This is a genomic window from Glycomyces harbinensis (genome assembly GCF_900101745.1).
GTDB lineage: Bacteria > Actinomycetota > Actinomycetes > Mycobacteriales > Micromonosporaceae > Glycomyces > Glycomyces harbinensis.
Map to the genome: position 1 here is coordinate 117,337 of NZ_FNAD01000010.1, position 23,491 is coordinate 140,827.

Here is a 23,491-nt window from a genome sequence, read left to right on the forward strand (position 1 = left end):
GCGATCCGAGAGCCTCGTTCAGCACGGCGATGCAGCCGAGAACGCGACCCTGCGCGAGTCGATGCGACTCGCGCATATTTTTTGCCTCCCAGTGATCTGGAGCGAACCGGTGGGGAAGAACAACCGCAAGTCGAACGCCCGTCGCGGTGCCGCGTCGGGCGCGTTCACCCCTGCCGACCTCGACGGCGAGGCCCTGCCTCCCGTCGGCCGCGCCCGTTATGCGGTGCTCGGTGTCCTCAACGCCTCGCCCGCCGACCGGCTCGACTGGGTGGACGCCGCGTCGAACCTCGAAGGCGAGTCGAGCGACCCCGACTGGCCCGCCGTGCTGGCGGGCGTCTTCGAGGAGCTCGGCGACGACCTCATCGAGCACTCCTGGCGGCGGGGCTGGATGCCGCGGGAGGTCTTGAGCGCCATACGGAAGAAGCTCAACGCCGAGGTCGCCCGGGCCGGGGCGGTCATGATGCTCGGCCAGCTGTCGCGCTACCCCGAGTCGCAGCTGAGCGACCGCTGGATCGTCCAGCGCGAGGAACTCGCCGAGCAGGTTGCGTCCAAGGGCGTCGCGGAGGCGTGCAAGGGCCTGGGCCGCTGGGAGCGGATCGAGCTGTGGGCCGCGGTGCTCGAAGCGCTCGACCTGATCGACTCCGTCCCCGAGATCCCCCGCGTGGAGCCGCTTCCGGGCAGTCCCATGATCGCGCACCGCCTCGGCGTGGCCGAGTCCTCCAGGACCTACGAGCGGATCCGGGCGCTGCTGGCGAAGGCCGAGTCGACCGACTCGGACGCCGAGGCCGAGGCGTTCACCGCCAAGGCGCAGCAGCTCATCGCGCGCCACAGCATCAACGAGGCCCTGCTCGACGAGGCGGGCCAGGGCCACCGCGAGCCGGAGACGCTGCGCATCATCATCGAGCGGCCCTACGAGCAGCCCAAGTCGGAGCTGCTGGCGCAGATCGCCCACGCGAACCACTGCCGGCCCGTGTACTGGGCGGCCGGGGGCTTCACCACGCTGGTCGGCGACCGGGGCGACCTGCGGTCGGTCGAGCTGCTCTACAGCTCGCTGCTGGTGCAGGCCACCTCGGCCATGACCCGCGCGGGCTCGCTGGTCGACCGGTCGGGGAAGTCGGCGACGCGCTCGTTCCGGCAGTCGTTCCTGGCCTCGTTCGCGTGGCGGATCGGGGAGCGGCTGCACGAGTCCGCGGCCGACACCGAGCGCGAGGTCGCCGAGGAGACCGGCACCGACCTGGTGCCGGTGATGCGCGAGCGCGACGACCGCGTGGACGCCAAGACCGACGCGCTGTTCCCCAACCTGGTCCGCGGGCGCGCCATCCGGGTCACCAACTACGAGGGCCACGTCGCGGGGAGGGCCGCCGCCGACGCCGCCCGCCTGACGACGGGCGATCCGATCACTCGGGACTGAGCTGATAGTTTCCGGAACTTCCGGAACAAAGACAGCGCTTCCCGGTCGCGACAGACGATCGATGCTGATGGATTTCGCGGGATCTCGTCTCAGCAAAGCTGTCAGCAGTGGATTTGTCCAAAATGTCGCACCGATGTGGAGCAAAAAAGTTCCGATAATTTTCCGGAACTCATTGACACCATTGACACTCCCGGTCCAGGATGTTCACATCGAAAGAAATAGACATCTTTCGATGCGGTCCGCCATCGTGCGGACCGTTCCTCACCCCCCTCAGAAGGAGGAAGGATGTCCAAGGACAACGCGTCCATCGGACCGTTCAGTCGCCGGAGCATGCTGCTCGGCGGCGGCGCCGCGCTGATCTTCAGCGGCGCGGGGCTGCTGACGCCCGGCACCGCCAGCGCCCAGCAGGTCATCAACACCAACCAGGAGGGCACCCACAACGGGTACTACTACTCCTTCTGGACCGACACCCAGGGCCGGGCCTCGATGACCCTCGGCGCGGGCGGGAACTACAGCAGCACCTGGAACGGCGCCAACAACTGGGTCGGCGGCAAGGGCTGGCGCAACGGCAGCCGCCGGACCGTGAACTACAGCGGCTCGGTCAACCACGGCAGCAACGGCTACCTGGCCATGTACGGGTGGACCGCCAACCCGCTGGTGGAGTACTACATCGTCGAGTCCCACGGTCCGTACAACCCCAGCAGCGGCGCCACCAACCGCGGCACGGCCAACATCAACGGCGGCAACTACACCCTCCTGCACTCCATGCGCTACGACAAGCCGTCGGTGGAGGGCACCAGGACCTTCGCGCAGTACTGGAGCGTCCGCCAGGGCAACCGCAGCTCCGGCACCATCGACACCGGCGCCCACTTCGACGCGTGGGCCCGGGCGGGGATGAACCTGGGCAGCTTCAACTACTACATGGTCATGGCGACCGAGGGCTACCAGTCCAGCGGCAACTCCAACATCACCGTCGACAGCACCGGCGGCGGGAACCCGGACCCCGATCCCGACCCGGGCGGCCCCTGCACGGCCGTCCTGTCGGCCGGCCAGCGGTGGGGCGACCGGTACAACCTCAACGTGGCCGTCTCGGGTTCGAGCGACTGGAGGACGACGCTGAACATCCCCTCGCCCGCGAAGGTCATCGCGACGTGGAACTGCAGCGCCTCCTACCCGTCGGCGCAGCAGCTGGTCGCCACCTCCAACGGCAGCGGCAACAACTTCGGCGTCACGATCCAGGCCAACGGCAACTGGAACTGGCCCACGGTCTCCTGCGGTTAGCGGGGACCGCGGACGGGAGACCCGCAACCACCACGAGGTGGCGCCGGGATGAACTCGGCGCCAACGGCAACGGACCGGTCGCGACGCGACCGGTCCTCGCCGTCCTCGGTCTCCCGGCCGTTCGCGGGCCGGGCATAGGATCGCACCATGCGATCGCCATCCCTCGTGCTCAGTGCACTCGTCCTCGTCGCCGCCGGAGCCTGCTCCGGCGAGGAGACCCCGCCCGCCGAGGACGTCATCCCCGACGCGGCCGAAGCCATGGCCGAGGTCGAGTCGGTCCGCTTCGAGCTCGCGGTCGAGGGGAAGGTCGACGGCCTGTCGGTCAAGTCCGCCGACGGGGTCGTCACGGCCGACGGCTCCGCCGAGGGCACCGGCACGATCACCGCCATGGGCATGGACCTCGAGGTCGAGTACGTGATCATCGGCGAGGACGCCTGGGTCAAGGGCCTCACCGGCGGCTTCCAGCAGATCCCCGTCGGCGACGAGATGCTGCCGTACGACCCGACGATCCTGCTCGCGCCCGACCGCGGGATCGCGGCCCTGCTCGAAGCGGTCGACTCCGCCGAACCGCAGGACTCCGAGGAGGTCTCCGGCTTCGACGCCTACCGGTACGAGGTCGTGTTCGACCCGCAGGTGTTCGCCGATTTCATTCCGGCCGAAGGCGACTGGAACGAGGCGACCGTGTGGTTCGACCAGGAGACCGCGCGCGTGGTCAAGGCCGAGTTCGCCCAAGGGGACGCCGTGATCACCCTGCTGCTGTCCGACTACGACGACCCGGTGACGATTGAAGCCCCCTGAACCCATCGCGAAGCGTCGGCTCGCGATCGGCGCGGCGGGCGCCGCCGTCCTGCTCGGATCGATCGACGCGTACGTGCTCGTGTCGGTCCTGGTCGACATGATCGGCGACCTGGAGATCCCCGCCAACCACCTGGAACGCGCGACGCCCCTGGTCACCGGCTACCTCCTCGGCTACACCGCGGGCATGCCGCTGCTGGGGCGCCTCTCGGACCGCTTCGGGCGCAAACCGGTCATCCAGATCTGCCTGGCGGCCTTCGCGATCGGCTCGATCGTCAGCGCCACCGCGACCGAACTGGCCCCGCTCGTGGCCGGACGCGCACTCCAGGGCCTCGCGGGCGGCGCGCTCCTGCCGGTGACGATGGCGCTCGCGTCCGACCTGTTCTCCTCCGCCCGCCGCCCGGTCGTGCTCGGCTGGGTCGGCGCGGCCCAGGAGCTCGGCGCGGTCCTCGGCCCCCTGTTCGGCGCGGGCGTCGCGGCCCTGGTCGGCTGGCGGGGCATCTTCTGGATCAACCTGCCGCTGGCGCTCCTGGCGGCGCTCGCCGTCCACTACGCGCTGCCTTCGGCGAAGGCCGGGCGCGACGCCGGACGCGTCGACGTGATCGGCGGCCTCCTCCTGGCACTCGCCTTGGGGCTGTTCACCGTCGGGCTCTACAACCCCGACCCCGAACGCGCGGTCCTGCCCTCGTGGGGGCCGGTCGCGATCGGCGCGGGCGTCGCCGCGCTCGTCGTCTTCGCCCTCCAGCAGCGCCGCTCCCGCGTGCACCTGCTCGACCCGACCGGAGTCCGGTGGCGGCCCTTCGCGGCCGGGCTCGCCGCGAGCCTCGCCGCAGGGGCCGTCCTCATGGTCACCCTCGTCGACGTGCAGCTGCTCGCCCAGACCCTCCTGGGCCGCGACTCGGCCGGCGGCGCGCTGCTGCTGATGTGGTTCCTGGTCGGCCTCCCCGCAGGGGCCCTCGCGGGCGGGGCGATCGCCTCGCGCACGGGCGAGCGCGTCCCGGCCGTCGTCGGCTTCGCGGCCGCGGCCGCCGCCTACGTGTGGGTCGCCCGGTCCCTGCCCGACATCACCCCCGGCGGCCTCGCGCTGGCCGGGGCCGCGCTCGGCGCCACGATCGCGCCGCTGTCCTCGGCCGCGCTGCGCGCCACTCCCGAAGGGAGCCATGGCACCGCGTCGGCCGCGGTGGTCGTCGCCCGCATGATGGGGATGCTCGTCGGCGTCGCGGCCCTCACCTCCTGGAGCCTCCACCGCTTCCAGGAGTCGACCGCCGACCTCGACACGCCGCTTCCGTTCGGCGTCTCCGAGACCGTGTTCGCCGAGCGGATGGAGATCTACCAGGAGGCGCTGAGCGCCGCGCTCGCCGCGCAGTACGCCGACGTGTTCACCGCCGCCGCGTTCATCTGCCTCGCCGCCGCTCTCGTCTCGGCGGCCCTGCCCGGACGTGTGCGAGAGCGCACTCAGAACCTCGCTTGAGGCGCCCGCGAGTGGATAAGGTTGCGCCATGGCGGATCTTTCTGTGGTCGAGAATGTCGAAGAGCACCGGTACGAGCTGCGCGACGCGGCCGGGACCGTGCTCGGCTACCTGGAGTACCTGACCCGCGAGGACTTCACCGTCCTGCCCCACACCGAGGTCGACCGGTCCCTGCGCGGGAAGGGCTGGGGCGACCGCCTGGTGCGCCACGCCCTGGACGACCTGCGCGCCAAGGGCGCCAAGGCCTACCCGACCTGCCCGTTCGTGGACCGCTGGATCCAGCGCCACGAAGAGTACGAGGACCTCCGCTACCAGCCCTAGGCCCCCGCTTCCGCGCGTCCCGGAGCCGCCGGTCACGTCTGCTGCGGACTGTTCACCTCCGCGCAAACTGCGGGTTCACTTGTCGTTCACCTGTGGATGAAGCATCTTCAATATGCGTCTCCCGGCTGCCCGAACCCGGCCCTGTCACCGTCCCTTTGCGAACGGGGGGCGCTGATGCTGTCCGCGCTCATCCTCCTGCGGCACGTCGCCGAAACCATGCCCTCCGCGGGCCCGGCCGAGGCACGCCTCTCCGAGGCGCAGTTCCGCCGCGCGCGGGCCCTGGCCGACTTCCTCCAGCTGTACAACCCCACCGAACTCCTGGCCGGCCCCGGCACCGGCTGCACCGACACCCTCGCACCGCTCGCCGGGCGCCTCGACCTGCGCATCACCGTCACCGACGACCTCGCCCCCGCCGCCCCGAAACTCCCCAGCGCCGCCCACACGGCCGTCTGGACCGCCGCCCGCGCCCTGCGCACCCTCCCCGACGCGCGCCGCACCACCATCGTCTGCGCCGAGAGCGCCGTGCTCGCCGCCCTCCTGGTCGCCGTCGCCGCCCGCGACGGCCACGACCTCTCCCGCTACGAGCAGCCCATCCCGCTCGGCGACGACACCGGGGTCCTCCCGGCCGGCGCCGGATGGGTCCTCCACCGCGACGACGGCCTCCTCGTGGACGTCAAGCCGCTCGCCGTGCGGTGACCCGCCCGGCGGCCGCGCGGGTGAAGCCGCAGGCCCCGCGGTTATTCGATTGCCCCCGCAGGTCAGGTGCGCGTAAGCTCGACCGTTCGTCTGCGCAATCCTGTACCGATCCACCGGGGGAGCACCGTGCCTTCTGACAGCACCGCCGAAGCCGAACTCCAGGCCGAACTCGACAACCACGAGCGCGCCCGCCGCTACACGGCCGCCATGCGCGCGGCCACCACCGAGATCCACGCGGCCTACGCCGGCGAGGTCGACGAAGGCGGCAAGAGCCGCGCCTACGGCGACGTGGGGCCCGACAAGCTCTTCGGCTGGGCCATGGCCAACTACACCGTCCCGCGCATGGCCGACCTGACCGACCGCGACATCGCCCTGTTCTTCGGCCGCATCTGGATGGACGACGGCGAGGACTTCCACATCGGCCGCCGCCACATCCGCGACGAGCACGGCGACCCGCTCGTCCTCGACTGGCGCGCACCGCTCTCCGAGAGCTTCTACCGCGCCTCGGCCCACGACCGCAAGGACGTCGCCCGACGCCGCCGCTTCGGCTTCCAGGGCGCCCGCATCACCGGCTTCGAGGACGAGAACCTGCTGCTCGGAGAGGCGTTCGCCTCCGACATCCTCACCGAGGAGATCGAGCGCCCCCGCACCGGCCCGATGCGCGACATCGCCGCGACCATCCAGCCCGAGCAGGACGAGCTCATCCGCCGCGAGGCCGCAACGAACCTGTGCGTCCAGGGCGCCCCCGGCACCGGCAAGACCGCCGTCGGCCTCCACCGCGCCGCCTGGCTCCTCTACAACTACACCGAGAAGCTCGACAAGGCCGGCGTCCTCGTCGTCGGCCCCAACGAGGGCTTCCTCTCCTACATCTCGGGCGTCCTCCCCACCCTCGGCGAGTCCTCCGTCTGGCAGGTCACCGTCCACCAGCTCACCGGCGCCCACACCGCCACCGCCGTCGACTCCCGCGAAGCGGCCCTCGTCAAGCACGACGCCCGCATGGCCCTCGTGTGCGAACGGGCCGTCTGGGGCCACGTCGGCACCGTCGCCGCAGCAGGCATCACCCCCGACGAAGGCCTCCTCATCGCCGACGGCGGCTGGCGCTGGCGCCTCGGCCTCAACTATCTCGAGACGGCGGTCGCCAACGCCCGCAAGCACACCCGCACCTACACGGCCGGGCGCAAGGCCGTGGAGGACGCCATCGTCCAAGGCGCGCGCCGCCAGGCCGAGATCCGCTCCGGCCACTCGCCCGACTCGAAGTGGGCCACCAGGATCAAGCGCGTCCCCGCCGTCCAGGCGTTCCTCGACGCGGTGTGGCCCAAGCTCAACACCAAGACCGTGATGAAGAAGCTCTACGGCGACGCCGACTTCCGCGCCGACGCCACCCGCGGCATCCTCACCGAGGACGAGGCCGCGCTCCTGAGCGGGAAGCCCGCCAAGCCGACCGCGGCGGACCTCCTCATCACCGACGAGATCGAGTCGTACCTCAAACTCCGTGAACCCTCGGAGTCCTTCGGCCACATCGTCATCGACGAAGCGCAGGACCTCTCCCCGATGCAGTGCCGCGTCATCGCCCGCCGCTCCGGCAAGGGCTCGGTGACCGTCCTCGGCGACCTCGCCCAGGGCACCACCCCCTGGGCCGCCTCCTCCTGGACCGACCAGATGCGCCACCTCGGCAAGGACCGGGTCGAGCACACCGAGCTGACCACCGGCTTCCGCGTCCCCGCGGTCATCATCGAACTCGCCAACCGGGTCCTGCCCCACCTCGGCGTCGACGTCGCCCCCGCCCGCTCGATCCGCTCCGACGGCTCGCTCGACCGGGTCGAGGACCCCGACCTCCCCGCGGCCGCCAGGGAAGCGGTCGGCAAGGCCCTCGCCGAGGAAGGCCTCGTCGGCGTCATCGCCGCCGACGAGCGGGCCGAGGCCCTGCGCACCCTGCTCGCGGGGACCGACCGCGTCGAAGTGGTCGCCGCGAGCCTCGCCAAGGGCCTCGAGTTCGACCACGTGGTGGTCGTCGAACCCGCCGAGATCGTCGAGGCCCCCGCGTCCGCAGGCCCCTCCTCCTCCGACCGGGTCGGCCTGCGCCACCTGTACGTCGCGCTCACCCGCGCCGTCTCGCGCCTCACCGTCGTCCACGCCCGGCCGCTCCCGCCCGAGATGGCGGCCTGAACCCGCGGGCCGCCGGGCGCGCTGTGGCCCCCGCCTCCGCTTGCATACCGATTCGGTCACGAATATCGAACACCGATGTGAACGCCGAGATTGTCGGCGAACGCCCAAATTCGTACGGTTCCTTTACGAAAAGCTTATAAACCGCCTGTTACCAGCGAGTACGCCCTCCTCATAAGCCGCACGACACCCCTGTGGACGGTCAAAGGGACACATCGGTCGCAGTGGCATCCCCTGCTCATATTCGCTCAGAGCCACGCGAATCATTTCGCACAGCGCAGCGCGAAACATGAGGAGAACGATGTTGCAAGGTAAGCGACCGGCGGCCGCCGCAATCGGCGTGGGCGCGGCCCTGGTCATGGTCGCCGGCGGGACCACCGCCTGCGGAACGGGCGACGAGTCGGCGAACCCCGGCTTCCAGGGGTGCCAGGCCGACCCGGTCACGTGCAACTCCGGCGAACGTGCCGACGGCGGCGAGATCACCTGGGGCCTCGACGGGTCCTGGACCGGATGGAACCCCAACACGAGTGCCGAGTACACCTCGTACACCCTCCAGATCACCGCCCCCTACTGGCCCACCGTCGGCCACTTCGACCAGAACGGCGAGTTCGCCCTCAACCGGGGCCTCTTCGCCGAAGAGCCCCGACTCGTCAACGAGAACCCCATGCAGGTCGAATACGCCCTCGAACCCGGCGCCAACTGGGGCGACGGCACCGCCATCGGCGTCGACGACTTCATCTACAACTGGTACGCCCGCTCCGGCAGCGAAGCGCTCTGCCAGGCCTGCACCCCCGCGGCCGCCACCGCCGCCCAGATCGCCTCCATCGAAGAGGGCTCCGCCGCCGACAAGATCATCGTCACCTACGACGACGACTACTCCTCCTCCGAATGGAAGTACGAGCCGATCCTCTCCAACCCGGCCCACATCGCCGAAGCGGCCGGCTACGACTGGAAGGACGACCCCGCCGCCATGGGCGAGGCCGAAGCCCACTTCTCCAAGACCGTCCCCACCTGGTCCGCCGGACCCTTCGAGGTCACCGACGCCGAGACCGGCGACTACGCCGTCTACGAACCCAACGGCGACTGGACCGGCACCACCGAGGTCACCCTCGACAAGGTCACCCTCCGCTCCTTCGACTCGGTCGACTCGATCATCACCGAACTGCGCCAGGGCACCATCGACGGCGCCAACCCCACCAGCATCAGCGCCGAGAACGTCGCCCAGCTCGCCGCCGAGCAGGAGATCGCCTTCAACATCGCACCCGGACCCGGCTGGGGCCACATCGACCTCAACACCAAGAACGAATTCCTCTCCGACCGCGCCCTGCGCACCGCCGTCTTCCAGTCCATCGACGTCGAAGAGCTCATCGCGCGCACCTACGCCAACGTCCAGTCCGACGCCTCGCGCAAACTCAACCACCTCTTCCGCAACGACGACCCCGACTTCGAAGACCACCTCACCGCCACCGGCCAGGGCGCCGGCGACACCGGACTGGCCATGAGCACCCTCGAAGAGGCCGACTACAGCTGGGACGGCGAAGGGATGCTCCTCGACCCCGAGGGCGAGAAGGTCACGCTCAACTACCGCTACGCCGAGGGCAGCGACGACCGCCAGACCATGGCCGACCTCATCGCGTTCAACCTCGCCGACATCGGCATCGACGTCGAACTCAAGCCGTTCCCCGTCACCGAACTCGGGCCCACGCTCGCCGCCTCCGACTTCGACATCATCAACTACGGCTGGACCTCCCAGCCGGTGATCGTCTCCAGCGCCAACCAGTGGTGGGGCTCGGACTCGTCCACCAACTTCGGCCAGAACGAGGACCCCGAACTCGACGCCCTGCTCGCCTCCCTCGGCTCCGAACGCGACCCCGACAAGGCCGCCGACATCGCCAACGAGGCCGTCGCCCGCGTCATCGCCGACGCCTACGTCCTGCCCACCGTGGACACGCCCGTGGCCATCATGGTCAGCGAGGACCTCGTCAACGTCCGCGACAACTGGGCCTCCCAGCAGCGGGCCCTGTACAACATCGCCGAATGGGGCCTGCGGGCCGACTGAGGGAGCCGGGGGTCCTCCCGCCGGACGACCACCGAGAACCGCACAGCCTCAGCACGGCGGGACGGACCCGGTCCGTCCCGCCGTTTGCCTGAATATGCCCGAAACCGACCGTTCCAGGTGTAACGATGATCCCGTCGTGGGTCCGACGCGTCGAGGCCCACAAAGGATGCTTACACGGGGGAGTGGTCTTATGCGACCTGCACAAGCGAGGGCGTACGCCCTCGCCGGCTCGGCCGCGCTGGCCGCGGCGGCGCTCGGCGCCTGCGGCGGGGGCGGCGACTCGGGCGGCGACAGCGACGTCACCTGGGCGATCAGCTCGGGCTGGGAGTCGTGGAACGAGAACACCGCCGACGGCAACAACTCGTACCTGCACCAGGCGCTCACCCCGGGGGCGACCGCCCTCGGCGACTTCGACCAGGACGTGAACTGGGTCTACAACGACGCCCTCCTGTCCAAGGCCCCCGAACTCACCGGCGAGTCGCCGATGACCGTGGAGTACACGCTCAACGAGAACGCCCAGTGGTCCGACGGCGAGGCCTTCGGCGTCGACGACTTCACCTACATCTGGTACCAGATGTCGGGCAAGGCCGAGCTGTGCGACCAGGACGCGTGCACCCCCGCCTCCACCGACTGGGGCGCGAACGTCGCCTCCATCGAGGAGACCGCCGACAACGTCATCACGATGACCTACGTCGACGGCTACCTCGACCCCGAATGGGAGTTCTTCCAACTGCCGATGTACCCGGCCCACATCGCCGAGGACAACGGCTTCGCGGACTGGAAGACCGACCCGGCCGTCATGGGCGAGAGCGCCACCTGGTTCGCCCAGAACGTGCCGACCTGGTCGACCGGGCCGTACACGCCCACCGACGCGGTGCTCGGCGACTACATCGTCTACGAGCCCAACGAGAACTACCAGGGCTCGGTCGACCCCGGTCTCGACAAGCTCACGCTCAAGGTCGTCGAGGGCACCGACGCGATCGTCACCGAGATGCGCCAGGGCTCCATCGACGGCGCCTGGCCCTCCGAGTTCAGCCAGGAGGAGCTCGACAAGGTCGAGGGCGACGACGCCATCACCTCCGAGGTGTACGAGGGCTCGATCTGGCTCCACATCGACACCAACATGAAGAACCAGTTCCTCGCCGACCAGGTCCTGCGCCAGGCCGTGTTCACCGCGATCGACAACGCGGACATCATCGCCAAGGCCTACCCGGACACCGAGGTCACGCCGCGGCAGAACCACTTCTTCAACGCCGCCTCCGAGTTCTTCGTGGACACGCTCGGGCAGACCGACCCGCCGCAGGGCACCGGCGACGCCGACGCCGCCAACGCGGCGCTCGAGGCCGCCGGCTACACGACCGGCGACACGCTCACCACGCCCGACGGGGACCCGGTCACGCTGACGTTCCGCTACGGCGAGGGCGACGCGACCCGCACGCTCGCGGGCGAACTCGTCCAGGCCTACCTGGCCGAGATCGGCATCGACGTGAAGCTCACGGCGATCCCCGACGGCGAGCTGGGCACCGTGCTCGCCGAATCGGACTTCGACCTGATCATCTACGGCTGGTCGGGCACGCCCGCGTTCACCACCGCGCCGCAGCAGTACTTCGGCTCGGACTCGTCGTCGAACTTCGGCGGGTACACGCTCGAGGGACTCGACGAGGCCATCGCGAAGGTCCGCTCCACCACCGACATCGCCGAGTCGGCGCAGTTCGCCAACGACGTCGGCGCGATGGTCGTGCCGGCGGCGTTCACGCTGCCGATCTTCGACGAGCCGCAGTCGACCCTTTACAACAACGGCACCCTCGACGGGATCACGATCAACGGCAACAGCCAGGCCGGCCCGCTGTGGAACGTGCGGGAGTGGAAACCCGCGTAGCGTCAGGCGGCGAGACGCGGTTGAAGAAACAGGGGGCGGCCCGCGCGGGCCGCCCCCCGATGCGTATCGGACGGGTAACAATGATTCGCCAGTTTCGTACCGAGGCGTTCCGCAATCCAGCGGGACGTGGAAGCGTTTGACCGAGCACTGCCGAGGCGGCCACCCGGCCCCTCAGCGATCCCCGGCGCGGCGACGATGCCTCCCGGCGGCCCGCGAAACGGGCGCACCGCCCTCGGCCGGACCCTATGGAGGAGACAAAGCTATGGCTCTGACTCGTAGAGCATTCGGCGGACTGACCATCGGCGGGTCTTCCGCACTCATGCTCGCCGCCTGCGGCGGCGACGACGAGAACGGCGGCGGCGAGGCCAGCGGCGAACTCGAGTGGGCGATCGCCTACCCGTGGGAGGCCTGGAACGAGAACACCAGCACCGGCAACAACTCCGCCGGCCACCTGGCCATGACCCCGATGATCCCGGTCGGATCGGTCGGCTACGACTTCGACCCCGAAGGCAACGTCTTCTACGACGACGCGATCTTCGAGGGCGAACCGCAGCTCATCAGCGAAGAGCCGATGCAGGTGCAGGTGACCCTCAAGGAGGGCGCCCAGTGGTCGGACGGCAAGCCGGTGCGCCTGGAGGACTTCATCTTCCAGTGGCACTCGCTGTCGGGCAACCCCGAGCACGCCAACCAGGAGAAGGCCCTCCCGGCCGACACCGCCTGGGGCGCGGGCATCGAGTCGATCGAGGAGACCGAGCCGGGCGTCATCGTCTTCACGTTCGTGGCGGGGAACATCGACCCCGAGTGGAAGTTCACCGGCGGCGTCTACCTGCCCAGCCACTACGCCGAGGAAGAGGGCGGCTTCGCGACCTGGGCGACCGACCCCGAGGTCATGGGCGACGCGATCACCTGGTTCAACGAGAACCTGTGGACGGTCGTCACCGGCCCGTACAAGCCGGTCGACAACAAGCTCGGCGAGTACATCGTCTTCGAGCCCAACGAGAAGTACCAGGGCTCCAAGAAGGCGAAGTTCACCAAGCTCACGATGCGCCCCGTCACGGGCATCGAGGCCGAGGTCACCGAGCTGCGGCAGGGCACCATCGCCGGCTGCTGGCCCAACGACTTCAGCCTGGAGATCCTCGAGCAGCTCGACGAGAACCCCGAGGAGTGGAGCTACGAGACGTACGCGGGCGCGACCTGGTCGCACCTGGACTTCAACGTCCGCAACAAGTTCCTCAAGGACGTGGTCCTGCGCCAGGCGGTCTTCCAGACCATCAACACCGCCGAGATCAAGGAGCGGGCCTTCCCCGGCACCGAGGTGCCGTGGCTGGGCAACCACTTCTTCACCGAGGAGAGCCCGTACTACGAGGACTACCTCACCCCGGCCAAGCAGGGGACCGGCGACATCGAAGGGGCCAAGGCGGCTCTGACGACGGCCGGCTACACCTGGGACGGCGATGAGAAGCTCATCGCCCCCGACGGCGAGACGGTCGTGTTCAACTTCCGGTTCGCGACCTCGAACGAGATCCGCAAGCTCACCGGCGAGGTCATCCAGGCCCAGCTCGCGCCCCTCGGCATCGACCTGGAGCTCAAGGGCTTCGGCGACGAGGACTTCGCGGGCACGCTCTCGAGCCACGACTTCGACCTCATCGTCTTCTCGTGGGTCGGCAGCCCGGCGTTCACCACCGCTCCGAGCCAGTACTTCTCCACCGAGTCCGCCTCGAACTACGGCGGCTACGACGACGCCACGATCAACGAGCTGCTGCCGAAGGTCCGCGGGACCTTCGACATGGACGAGTCGGCCGACTACGCCAACCAGATCAGCGCGCAGGCCGTGGCGCAGGCGCTCACGCTGCCCCTGTACTCCAGCCCGCTGTCGGTCATCTGGAACACCAAGCTCGTCGAGCTCACCGACCCGGTGAACCCGGCCAGCCAGGCCGGCCCGGTCTGGAACGTCCGCGAATGGCAGGCGCCGGAGTAGACGCCGGCGATCGGCGGCTCCGCCGGGGTTCACCGTGAGGCGAATCTCGGCGGCATCGCCGTCATCGGTTCGGCACGTTCCATCCCGATAATTCACTGAATTCCCCCGTGGGGCCGATGCCGCATCGGCCCCACGGTCCATTCAGCGCACTGCATCCAAGGCACAAAGTCACGAATACATCACGAATAAACTCCAGTTGGTGCCGCGGTCATGTCAATCGCCTCACGTCTGTGCCAGTGTTTGACACAACACCGCCGAGGGCGATAACGCCTTCCCCCACACCCGCTCGCCGGGTCGCGAGGCATCGGCGCCATCGCGCCCGCGCGGAGGCCCCTCGGCATCGATATCTGGAGGAGAACGACTCATGGCTCTGACTCGTAGAGCTCTCGGCGGCCTGACCATCGGCGGTTCCGCCGCTTTGACACTCGCCGCGTGCGGTGGCAACGAAGACGGCGGCGGCGGCTCCGGCAAGAAGGAGATCGTCTGGGCGATCTCCTCGTCGTGGGCCTCCTGGAACGAGAACACGCAGGCCGGCAACAACTCCTACGGCCACCAGGCGATGTACCCGATGGCCGCCGGGGCCGGCGACTTCGACCCCGACGCGAACTTCATGTACGACGACGCGATCCTCGCCTCCGAGCCCGAGCTGGTCTCGGAAGCCCCGATGCAGATCAAGTACGTCCTCAATGAGAACGCCCAGTGGTCCGACGGCGCGCCGGTGCGCCTGGAGGACTTCATCTTCCAGTGGTACTCGATGTCGGGCAAGCCCGAGCACGCCAACCAGGAGAAGGCCCTCCCGGCCTCCATCGACTGGGGTTCGGCCGTCGCTTCGATCGAGCAGGCCGAAGACGGCTCCATCCTCGTGACCTACATCGAGGGCTACTCCGACCCCGAGTGGCTGTTCTCGTCCACGATCTACCTGCCCAGCCACGTCGCCGAGGCCAACGGCTTCGCCGACTGGGCCACCGACCCCGAGGTCATGGGCGACGCGATCCAGTACTTCGAGACCACCGCGCCGACCGCCGACGGCGCCGGCATCATCGGCACCGGCCCGTACAAGGTCGTCGACGCCAAGCTCGGCGAGTACATCGTCTACGAACTCAACGAGAACTACCAGGGCTCGGTCAAGCCCACCATCGAGAAGCTCACCCTCAGGGTCATCGAGGGCTCGGAGGCCATCACCACCGAGATGCGCCAGGGCACCATCGACGGCGCCTGGCCGAGCGAGTTCTCCGAGGAGGAGAACGCCAAGATCGCCGAGAACCCCGACTTCCTGATGGAGACGTACGCGGGCGCGGTGTGGCAGCACTTCGACGCCAACTGCCAGAACGCGTTCCTGTCGGACGTCGAGCTGCGCAAGGCGGTCTTCACCGCCATCAACGTGCAGGACATCTGCGACAAGAACTACCCGGAGACCGGTGTCGAGCAGAAGCTCAGCCACTTCTTCCTGCCCGACAGCGAGTACTGGGTCGACCACATCGGCCCGACCGGCCAGGGCTCGGGCGACATCGAGGCGGCCAAGGCCATCCTCACCGCCGCGGGCTACGGCGTCGGCGAGGTCCTCACGACCCCGGACGGCGAAGAAGTCAAGTTCAACATGCGCTACGCGGACACCAACCCGGTCCGCAAGCTCGCCGCCGAGCTGGCCCAGGCCAGCCTGGCCGAGATCGGCATCGCGCTCGAACTGGTCGCCATCCCGGACGGCGAGCTCGGCAACGTGCTCGCCCAGGCCGACTTCGACCTGATCATCTTCGGCTGGATCGGCTCCGCCGCGTTCACCGTGCAGCCGTCGCAGTACTTCCGGTCCGACTCGGGCTCGAACTACGGCAAGTACGAGAACCCCGTCGCCGACGAGGCCATCGACAAGGTCCGCTCGACGTTCGACCTCGCCGAGGCCGCCCAGTTCGCGAACGAGGTCGACGCCATCGTCGCCCCCGACGCGTACACGCTGCCCCTGTTCGACGAGCCGCAGGTGTTCTACTCCAACAAGGCCGTCCTCGAGGGCCCGACCAAGAACCCCGCCAGCCAGGCCGGACCGCTGTGGAACTTCCGCGAGTGGAAGATCGTCTAAGGGCTCACTGAGCGACCGCTCGACGAGCGCAGCGGCGGGGCCCCTCGAGGGTCCCGCCGCTCAACGCTTCCATAGGCCCGATTGCAGTCCCATGGCTCCGCTGTTACGAGGAGTGACCGCTCTTCCAAGGCCGAGGCCCCCGGTTGCGAGGAGCCGCCGCGCTCCGAAGCCGAAGGCCCCGCCGCCGCGAGGAGCGACGCCCGCGCGGCGGCGGCGACATGGAACGCTTCACCACACCGCTCGACCCACCCCGATGCGTTCGGCCGCAGTGTCGCGACCGTGACCCGAATTCGGCGGCGACCGGGTTTTCCCTGGCAGACAGTGAAAATTCCACCATTCGCCGCCATTCAGGGAATGAACATCACGGGAACATAACGAACGAAACTCATCTCTGGTTCGTTCGTCCGAAACCCGGGATTCCCGTGGAAGGCTGTACCTCGCGTCACCCGACCCGCAGGCCGGGGCGAGGCCCAGCCGCTGACCCGACCAGTCGCGGCCCCCGACCTCGACCGGCCCCGCGGAGGCGCACCGACCCCACCTCGGTGCCCCGCCCGCCCGGTCCCGCGACGCACACCCACGAGAGGAACCATGAAGCGACACCACATGGCGGCCGTCGCCGCCTTCGCCTGCACCAGCCTGGTGCTCGCCGGTTGCGGACAAGGCGACGCCTCGACGTCCAGCCTGGACGACTGCCTCACCGACGCCACCGGCTGCAACGAGGGCGAGCGGGTCGACGGCGGCGAGATCACCTGGGCCCTCGACGGCTCGTGGGGCTCCTGGAACCAGAACACCGCCGAGGGCAACAACGCGTACGTGAGCATGGCCCTCGTGGGCATGTGGCCCTACACCGGCCAGTTCGACCCGGCTGGCGACTTCATCGTGAACGAGGGCCTCTTCGAGACCGAACCCGAACTCGTCAGCGAAGACCCCGTCACCGTCGAGTACACCCTCAAGGCGGGCGCGAACTGGGGCGACGGCACCGACATCTCGGTCGACGACTTCATCTACCACTGGTACGCCACCTCCGGCGATGCCGCGCTGTGCGACGGCTGCGAGCCCGCCAACACCACCCGCGGCTCCCAGGTCGCCTCGATCGACGGCGACGGCTCCACGGTCACCGTGACCTACAAGGCGGACTACCACTCCGCCGAGTGGCAGTACGAGGAAGTGCTCTCCCAGCCCGCCCACGTCGCCGAAGACCAGGGCTTCGACTGGAAGAACGACCCCAAGGCGATGGCCGGGGCCGAGGCCTACTTCTCCGAGACCGTCCCGTCCTGGACCACCGGCCCGTTCAAGATCGAGCAGGCCACCGCGGGCGACTTCGTGATCTACACGCGCAACGACGACTGGGCCGGCGACACCGAGGTCACCCTCGACAAGATCACCTTCAAGGTCTTCGACGGGCTCGACAGCATCGTCACCTCCCTGCGCAACGGCGAGATCGAAGGCGCCTCGCCCTTCTCGGTCACCTCCGAGGCGATCACCCAGCTCGAAGGCGCCGAAGGCACCTCCTACGCCGTCGCGGGCGGGCCCTCCTGGGAGCACATCGACCTCAACACCCAGAACGAGTTCCTCTCGGACCAGGTCCTGCGCAAGGCCGTGCTGACGGCCATCGACCTCGAGAACATCATCGAGCGCACCTACGCGTTCGTGCAGTCCGACATCGAGCGCAAGAACAACCACCTGTTCCGCAACAACTCGGAGTACTACGCGGACTACCTCTCGGCCACCGGCCAGGGCTCGGGCGACATCGAGATGGCCCGCGCCGACCTCGAGGCCGCCGACTACACCTGGGACTCCGACGGCACCCTGCTCACCCCCGACGGCGACCCGGTCACCCTCGACTTCCGCTACTCGGAGTCCAAGGACAACCGCAAGATCACCGGCGAGCTGACGCAGGCGACCCTCGCCGACCTCGGCATCGAGGTCACCCTCCGCGCCATCCCGGACGCCGACCTCGGGCAGGTCCTCGGCGAGGCCGACTTCGACATGATCAACTTCGGCTGGAGCTCGGACCCGCTCTTCGTCGGCTCCGCCTCCCAGTACTGGGGCACCGGCTCCGGCTCGAACTTCGGCGGACTCGAGGACCCGGAGCTGGACTCGCTCATCGCGGACATCAACGGCACCCTCGACTACGAGGACGCCGCCGAGCGGGCGAACGCGGCGGTACAGCAGGTCATCAACGACGCCTACGTACTGCCGATCGTGGACACACCGGTCGTGGTGATGGTCTCCGATAGGTTGGTCAACGTCCGCGACAATTGGGCTTCGCAGCAGCGCGCCGCGTACAACATCGCAGAATGGGGGGTCACCGGTGAGGCATGACCGAACCTCTGGCCCCGATTCGCGGCGCGGCCGCGGCAACGAGGCATCGCAGCACGGAAGGCCACCGGCGACGAACGACCACGCCGGCTCCCGTCCTGCGGCGCCGCCGCGAAGACGCGGGTGGGGAGAACAGTGATTGCAGAAGAGTGCCAGGCGCTCGCTGACCAGTCCAGAATGGGGAGTCAGTGAGCCGTAGGAGAGGCAGCGCAGCAGCGCGGCCGGACCGGTCGGCAGGCGAACCGGTCCACAGCAGAGAAACCGTTAACGAGGCATTATGGTTGTATTCATAATCCGGCGCACCCTGATGATGATCCCGGTGCTGCTGGGGGCCACTATCTTGTGCTTTGTCCTGGTGGACGTCTCGAACGACCCCGTCCAGGACCGGGTCTTCGAGATCGAGCAGTCCACCGGCGAGCCGGTCCCCCAGACGACCATCGACGCCCTGGAGGCGTCCTGGTACTACGACCGGTCCGTCCCCGAGCGATATTGGATCTGGCTCACCGGCTTCGGTGACACCAACGACGACATCGGCCTCATCCAGGGCCTGTGGGGCCCGTCGATCGAGGGCACCGCCATGCCCATCGGCGACGAGATCTCCTCGAGATTCTGGATCACGCTCCGACTCGTGCTGTTCGCGACCATCGCGTCCATCGGCATCGCCATTCTCGCCGGTGTCGTCAGCGCGGTCAAGCAGTATTCGAGGACCGACTACACGCTGACGTTCCTCGGCTTCCTCTTCCTGGCCATGCCCATCTTCTGGCTCGGCTCGCTCTTCAAGGAGGGCGCGGTCCAGCTGAACAAGATCCTGGGCTCCACCATCTTCCAGACGTACGGGTCGGGCACCACAGGGTTCCAAGGGAACGGGTGGCAGGTCTTCACCGACTCGCTGCCCTTCCTGATCGTGCCCACCCTGGTGCTCATGCTCGGCGGCTACGCGGCGATCTCCCGCTACCAGCGCGCCAGCATGCTGGAGGTCATGAACTCCGACTACGTCCGGCTCGCCCGCGCCAAGGGCGTCCGGAACGCGACCGTCATGCGCCGGCACGCACTGCGCACCGCGCTCGTCCCGGTCGCGACCTTCGCACCGCTCGCCCTGTCCGGGGCCATGGGCGGCGCGATGGTCACCGAGAGCATCTTCGGCTGGCGCGGCCTGGGCGTCTACTCGCTCGACGCCATCAACGCCGGCGACACCTTCGCCGTCATGGCCTACGTGCTCATCTCGGGCATCGTGGTGCTCATCGGCGTCCTGATCTCCGACATCCTGTACGGCGTGCTCGACCCGAGGATCCGCTTTGAGTAACACAGCTGCCTCCAACCGCCTCGAATCCGAGGCCCTCACCAGCAAAGAGCGCGGACAGTGGGAGATGGTGCTCCGGCGCTTCTTCCGCCACCGCGCCGCCGTGGTCAGCATGGTCGTCTTCGTGATCGTCGTGCTGTTCGCCTACGTCGGGCCCTTCCTGTGGACCTGGGACTACAAGATCCACTCGGAGATCCCCTCGTGGGCCTCACCGAGCATGGACCACCCCTTCGGCACCGACAAGGCCGGGCGCGACATGCTCGGCGCGATGATGCAGGCGACCAAGCAGTCGCTGAACGTCGCGCTCGTCGTGGCCGTCGGGTCGACCGTGATCGGCGCGCTCTACGGCGCCATCGCCGGGTTCTACCGCGGCTGGGTCGACTCGATCCTCATGCGGTTCCTCGACATCATGTTCGTGATCCCGTTCCTGGTCATCACCGGCGCGCTCGCCGGCGCGATCGACACCAGCGTCCGCTGGTACCACATGGCGATCATCCTGGCCATCTTCGGATGGACCTCGATCGCCCGCGCCGTCCGCGCCGAGGTGCTGTCCCTGCGCGAGAAGGAGTTCATCGAGGCCGCCCGCTCGGCGGGGGGCTCCGACTGGCACATCATCGTCAAGCACCTCATCCCGAACACGATGAGCGTCATCATCGTCTCGGCGACGCTTCAGATCGCCTTCGCGATCCTGTCCGAGACGACCCTGTCGTTCCTCGGGCTCGGCATCCAGAGCCCCGACACGTCGCTGGGCCTGCTCATCGACGCCGCGGGCGCCTCGGCGTTCAACGAGCACTGGTACCTGTTCTACATCCCGGGTGTCATGATCATCCTGATCGCGCTGACCATCAACTTCATCGGTGACGGCCTGCGCGACGCGATGGACCCGCGACAAGCGATGGTGAGGCGTTAACGATGTCGAACATCTCCGTCAGCACCGGGGCCGGCAACGGCCGCTCCGTCGGCGCCAAGGGCGACTCCGTCCTGAAGGTCGACGACCTGAACGTGACCTTCCCGACCGAGGACGGGCTCGTCCACGCCGTCCGCGGCGTGTCCTACGAGCTGCGCCGGGGCCAGAGCCTCGGCATCGTCGGCGAGTCGGGCTCGGGCAAGTCGGTCACCTCCATGGCGATCATGGGCCTCCTGCCCAAGACCGCCCAGATCACCGGGTCGGCGAAACTCGAGGGCGAGGAACTCCTCGGCCTCGGCGACGCCGATCTCTCCAAGGTCCGCGGCAAGAAGATCTCGATGATCTTCCAGGACCCGCTGACCAGCCTCAACCCGGTCTACACGGTCGGCTTCCAACTGGCCGAGGCCATCCGCGTCCACTTCCCGGACGTGAAGAAGGCCGAGGCCCGCCAGCGCTGCATCGACCTGCTCGACTCGGTCGGCATCCCCAACCCGCAGCAGCGGGTGGACGCCTACCCGCACGAGCTCTCGGGCGGTATGCGCCAGCGCGTGGTCATCGCGATCGCCATGGCCAACAACCCGGACGTGATCATCGCCGACGAGCCGACCACGGCCCTCGACGTGACCGTCCAGGCGCAGGTTCTGGAGGCCCTGGAGAAGGCCCGCGAAGAGGTCAACGCGGCGCTCATCCTCATCACCCACGACCTGGGCGTCATCGCCGGTCACACCGACGAGGTCCTGGTCATGTACGCCGGGCGCCCCGTCGAGCAGGGCAGTGTGGACGAGATCTTCTACGAGCCGCGCATGCCCTACACGCTGGGCCTGATCGGTTCGCTCCCGCGCATGGACGAGGACCGGACCCACCGGCTCACGCCCGTCCACGGGACGCCGCCGTCGATGCTGAACATGCCGCCGGGCTGCCCGTTCCGGCCGCGCTGCCCGATGCACCAGGACATCTGCGCCGAAGTCGAGCCGGCCCTGCTGCCGATCAACGGCTCGGGCCACGTGGCGGCCTGCCACTTCCAGGAGCAGCTCGAAGGCAAGGCGCCCGACGACGTGTTCGCCGCGGTCGCCACCGACCTGTCCGTCGAGGCGGAAGTCGAAGCCCTCGAGGCCGAAGCCGCCGCGCACGCCGCCGAGGAGGACGACAAGTGAACGCCATGCTCGACACTCCGCAGAACGCGGCCGAGCCGGTCATCGCCGGCCGGAACCTGGTCAAGGAGTTCCCGGTCCGCTCGAAGGGCATCCTGCGCCGCAAGGTGGGCGCGGTCCACGCGGTGTCCGGGGTGAGCCTGGACATCGGCGCGAACGAGACGCTCGCGCTCGTGGGCGAGTCCGGTTGCGGGAAGTCCACGACCGCGCGGCTGATGATGAACCTCATCCCGCCGACCTCGGGTGAGGTCCTGTACGACGGCAGGGACCTGACCAAGCTGTCGCGCAACCAGATGCGTCCGGTCCGCCGCGACATCCAGCTGGTGTTCCAGGACCCGATGGCCTCGCTGGACCCGCGCATGACGGTCTTCGAGATCATCGCGGAGCCCCTGCGCGTCCACGGCTCGTTCAAGAACGGCGGCCGCGCCCGGGTCAACAGCCTGATCGAGATCGTCGGTCTGAACCCCGAGCACCGCAACCGGTACCCGCACGAGTTCTCGGGCGGTCAGCGCCAGCGCATCGGCATCGCCCGCGCGCTCGCGCTCCAGCCCCGCGTCCTCATGCTGGACGAGCCGGTCTCGGCACTCGACGTCTCCATCCAGGCCGGCGTCATCAACCTGCTGGAGGACCTGCAGGACGAGCTGGGGCTGTCCTACCTGTTCGTGTCGCACGACCTCTCGGTCGTGCGCCACATCGCGGACAAGGTCTCGGTCATGTACCTGGGCAAGATCGTGGAGGAGGGCACCACGGACCAGCTGTTCGCCGGTCCCGCCCACCCCTACACGCAGGCGCTCATGTCGGCGATCCCGCTGCCGGACCCGCGCAAGGAGCGGACCCGCGAGCGGATCGTCCTCCAGGGCGACGTGCCGAGCCCGTCGAACCCGCCTTCGGGCTGCCGCTTCCGGACCCGCTGCCCGCTGTTCCAGGAGCTGGGTCCGAACGAGCAGGCCAAGTGCATCGAGATCGAGCCGCTCCTGCGGTCCGACCACGACGGCTTGACCCGCGCGGCGTGCCACTACGCGAAGAAGAAGCAGCTGGTCTAGCGTTTCGCGAGACTTGAGGGAGCCTCCGGTCGTGTTGCCGCGGCAGCCGACCGGGGGCTTCCGGCTTTCCGGGACGGTCCCGCCTGCCTGGAAGGAGCTTGCCTCGCCGCGGTCCCGGTGCGAGACTGCCGGGATGACTGCGACTGACGCGACCGTGACCGCGCTCCTCTCCGAACTCGGCGACTCCTGGGAGACCGTCGAGAAGATCACCGCCGCCCGAGAGCGGTTCATCGACGGCATCCCCGACTGGCGGCTTCCGGCCGCGTACGGCGTCGCGACGGTCGACGGCGGCAGCGGGATCGTCTTCGCCCGCGCCAATGTCGGCGTCCACCCGCTCCCGGCCGTCGTGATGGCGACGACGCTGGGCCACCGCTCCGGTTCGGGCTCGTACTTCCTGGACGCCAGAACCCTGTCCCGCGCGATCCGCCTGCTGGCCCCGGCCGAGGCCTGCACCGCGTACGAGCACCCGAACCTGGCGACGTGGCGCGAGGTCCACAAGACGGTCGAGGACGGGGGAGCGGCGGTCGCCGTGTTCCTCCACGACCTGGACTACCAGGGCGAGGATCCGGCGGTCGTCGCCTTGCAGGACATCGCCCTTCAGTCCCAGTGAGGCCGTGAAAAAGGGGCCGTACCGCTTCCGCGGTC

17 protein-coding genes are annotated in these 23,491 nt (G+C 68.8%); all 17 read left to right on the forward strand.

Annotated features, from left to right (window positions below):
• Positions 1 to 91: 91 nt before the first annotated feature.
• Entirely contained in the window at positions 92 to 1,411 is a 1,320-nt protein-coding gene (locus BLQ63_RS17070) for a DUF2786 domain-containing protein (RefSeq protein ID WP_218125310.1), read from the forward strand.
• 330 nt (positions 1,412 to 1,741) lie between these two features.
• A complete protein-coding gene (locus tag BLQ63_RS17075; protein WP_342673945.1) occupies positions 1,742 to 2,692 on the forward strand; it encodes a glycoside hydrolase family 11 protein in 951 nt (316 codons plus the stop codon).
• A gap of 147 nt (positions 2,693 to 2,839) precedes the next feature.
• Entirely contained in the window at positions 2,840 to 3,490 is a 651-nt protein-coding gene (locus tag BLQ63_RS17080; RefSeq protein ID WP_091037887.1) for an LppX_LprAFG lipoprotein, read from the forward strand.
• Entirely contained in the window at positions 3,477 to 4,958 is a 1,482-nt protein-coding gene (locus BLQ63_RS17085; RefSeq protein ID WP_218125311.1) for an MFS transporter, read from the forward strand. The genes BLQ63_RS17080 and BLQ63_RS17085 overlap by 14 nt, the downstream gene beginning before the upstream one ends.
• Positions 4,959 to 4,986: 28 nt before the next feature.
• Positions 4,987 to 5,277 (forward strand): GNAT family N-acetyltransferase, encoded by a 291-nt coding sequence (locus BLQ63_RS17090; protein WP_091037889.1) that lies wholly within the window; start codon positions 4,987 to 4,989, stop codon positions 5,275 to 5,277.
• Positions 5,278 to 5,451: 174 nt separating this feature from the next.
• On the forward strand, positions 5,452 to 5,973 hold the full coding sequence (locus BLQ63_RS17095; protein WP_091037891.1) for a histidine phosphatase family protein: 522 nt from the start codon (positions 5,452 to 5,454) through the stop codon (positions 5,971 to 5,973).
• A 126-nt stretch (positions 5,974 to 6,099) separates the two neighbouring features.
• On the forward strand, positions 6,100 to 8,139 hold the full coding sequence (locus BLQ63_RS17100; RefSeq protein WP_091037893.1) for a HelD family protein: 2,040 nt from the start codon (positions 6,100 to 6,102) through the stop codon (positions 8,137 to 8,139).
• 298 nt (positions 8,140 to 8,437) lie between these two features.
• The gene (locus BLQ63_RS17105) at positions 8,438 to 10,195 is read left to right on the forward strand and encodes an ABC transporter substrate-binding protein (protein WP_177154981.1); all 1,758 of its coding nucleotides are present in this window, start codon (positions 8,438 to 8,440) and stop codon (positions 10,193 to 10,195) included.
• A gap of 190 nt (positions 10,196 to 10,385) precedes the next feature.
• Entirely contained in the window at positions 10,386 to 12,074 is a 1,689-nt protein-coding gene (locus tag BLQ63_RS17110) for an ABC transporter substrate-binding protein (protein ID WP_143014964.1), read from the forward strand.
• Between the two features lie 262 nt (positions 12,075 to 12,336).
• Positions 12,337 to 14,052, forward strand: a complete 1,716-nt coding sequence (locus BLQ63_RS17115) for an ABC transporter substrate-binding protein (RefSeq protein ID WP_091037899.1) — start codon at positions 12,337 to 12,339, stop codon at positions 14,050 to 14,052.
• 364 nt (positions 14,053 to 14,416) lie between these two features.
• Positions 14,417 to 16,123 carry an ABC transporter family substrate-binding protein gene (locus tag BLQ63_RS17120; protein WP_091037902.1) on the forward strand — a complete coding sequence of 569 codons (1,707 nt, stop codon included), beginning with the start codon at positions 14,417 to 14,419 and terminating at the stop codon, positions 16,121 to 16,123.
• 588 nt (positions 16,124 to 16,711) lie between these two features.
• Complete coding sequence (locus BLQ63_RS17125; protein ID WP_091037904.1) at positions 16,712 to 18,448, forward strand: ABC transporter family substrate-binding protein; 1,737 nt, start codon at positions 16,712 to 16,714, stop codon at positions 18,446 to 18,448.
• Between the two features lie 274 nt (positions 18,449 to 18,722).
• Entirely contained in the window at positions 18,723 to 19,748 is a 1,026-nt protein-coding gene (locus BLQ63_RS17130) for an ABC transporter permease (protein ID WP_091037907.1), read from the forward strand.
• Positions 19,741 to 20,655 carry an ABC transporter permease gene (locus BLQ63_RS17135; protein WP_218125312.1) on the forward strand — a complete coding sequence of 305 codons (915 nt, stop codon included), beginning with the start codon at positions 19,741 to 19,743 and terminating at the stop codon, positions 20,653 to 20,655. Before BLQ63_RS17130 ends, BLQ63_RS17135 begins: the two co-directional genes overlap by 8 nt.
• A gap of 2 nt (positions 20,656 to 20,657) precedes the next feature.
• Positions 20,658 to 21,806, forward strand: a complete 1,149-nt coding sequence (locus tag BLQ63_RS17140) for an ABC transporter ATP-binding protein (protein WP_091037913.1) — start codon at positions 20,658 to 20,660, stop codon at positions 21,804 to 21,806.
• 5 nt (positions 21,807 to 21,811) lie between these two features.
• A complete protein-coding gene (locus BLQ63_RS17145; protein ID WP_091038052.1) occupies positions 21,812 to 22,846 on the forward strand; it encodes an ABC transporter ATP-binding protein in 1,035 nt (344 codons plus the stop codon).
• A gap of 133 nt (positions 22,847 to 22,979) precedes the next feature.
• Positions 22,980 to 23,456 carry a hypothetical protein gene (locus BLQ63_RS17150; protein ID WP_177154982.1) on the forward strand — a complete coding sequence of 159 codons (477 nt, stop codon included), beginning with the start codon at positions 22,980 to 22,982 and terminating at the stop codon, positions 23,454 to 23,456.
• The last annotated feature ends 35 nt before the right edge of the window (positions 23,457 to 23,491 follow it).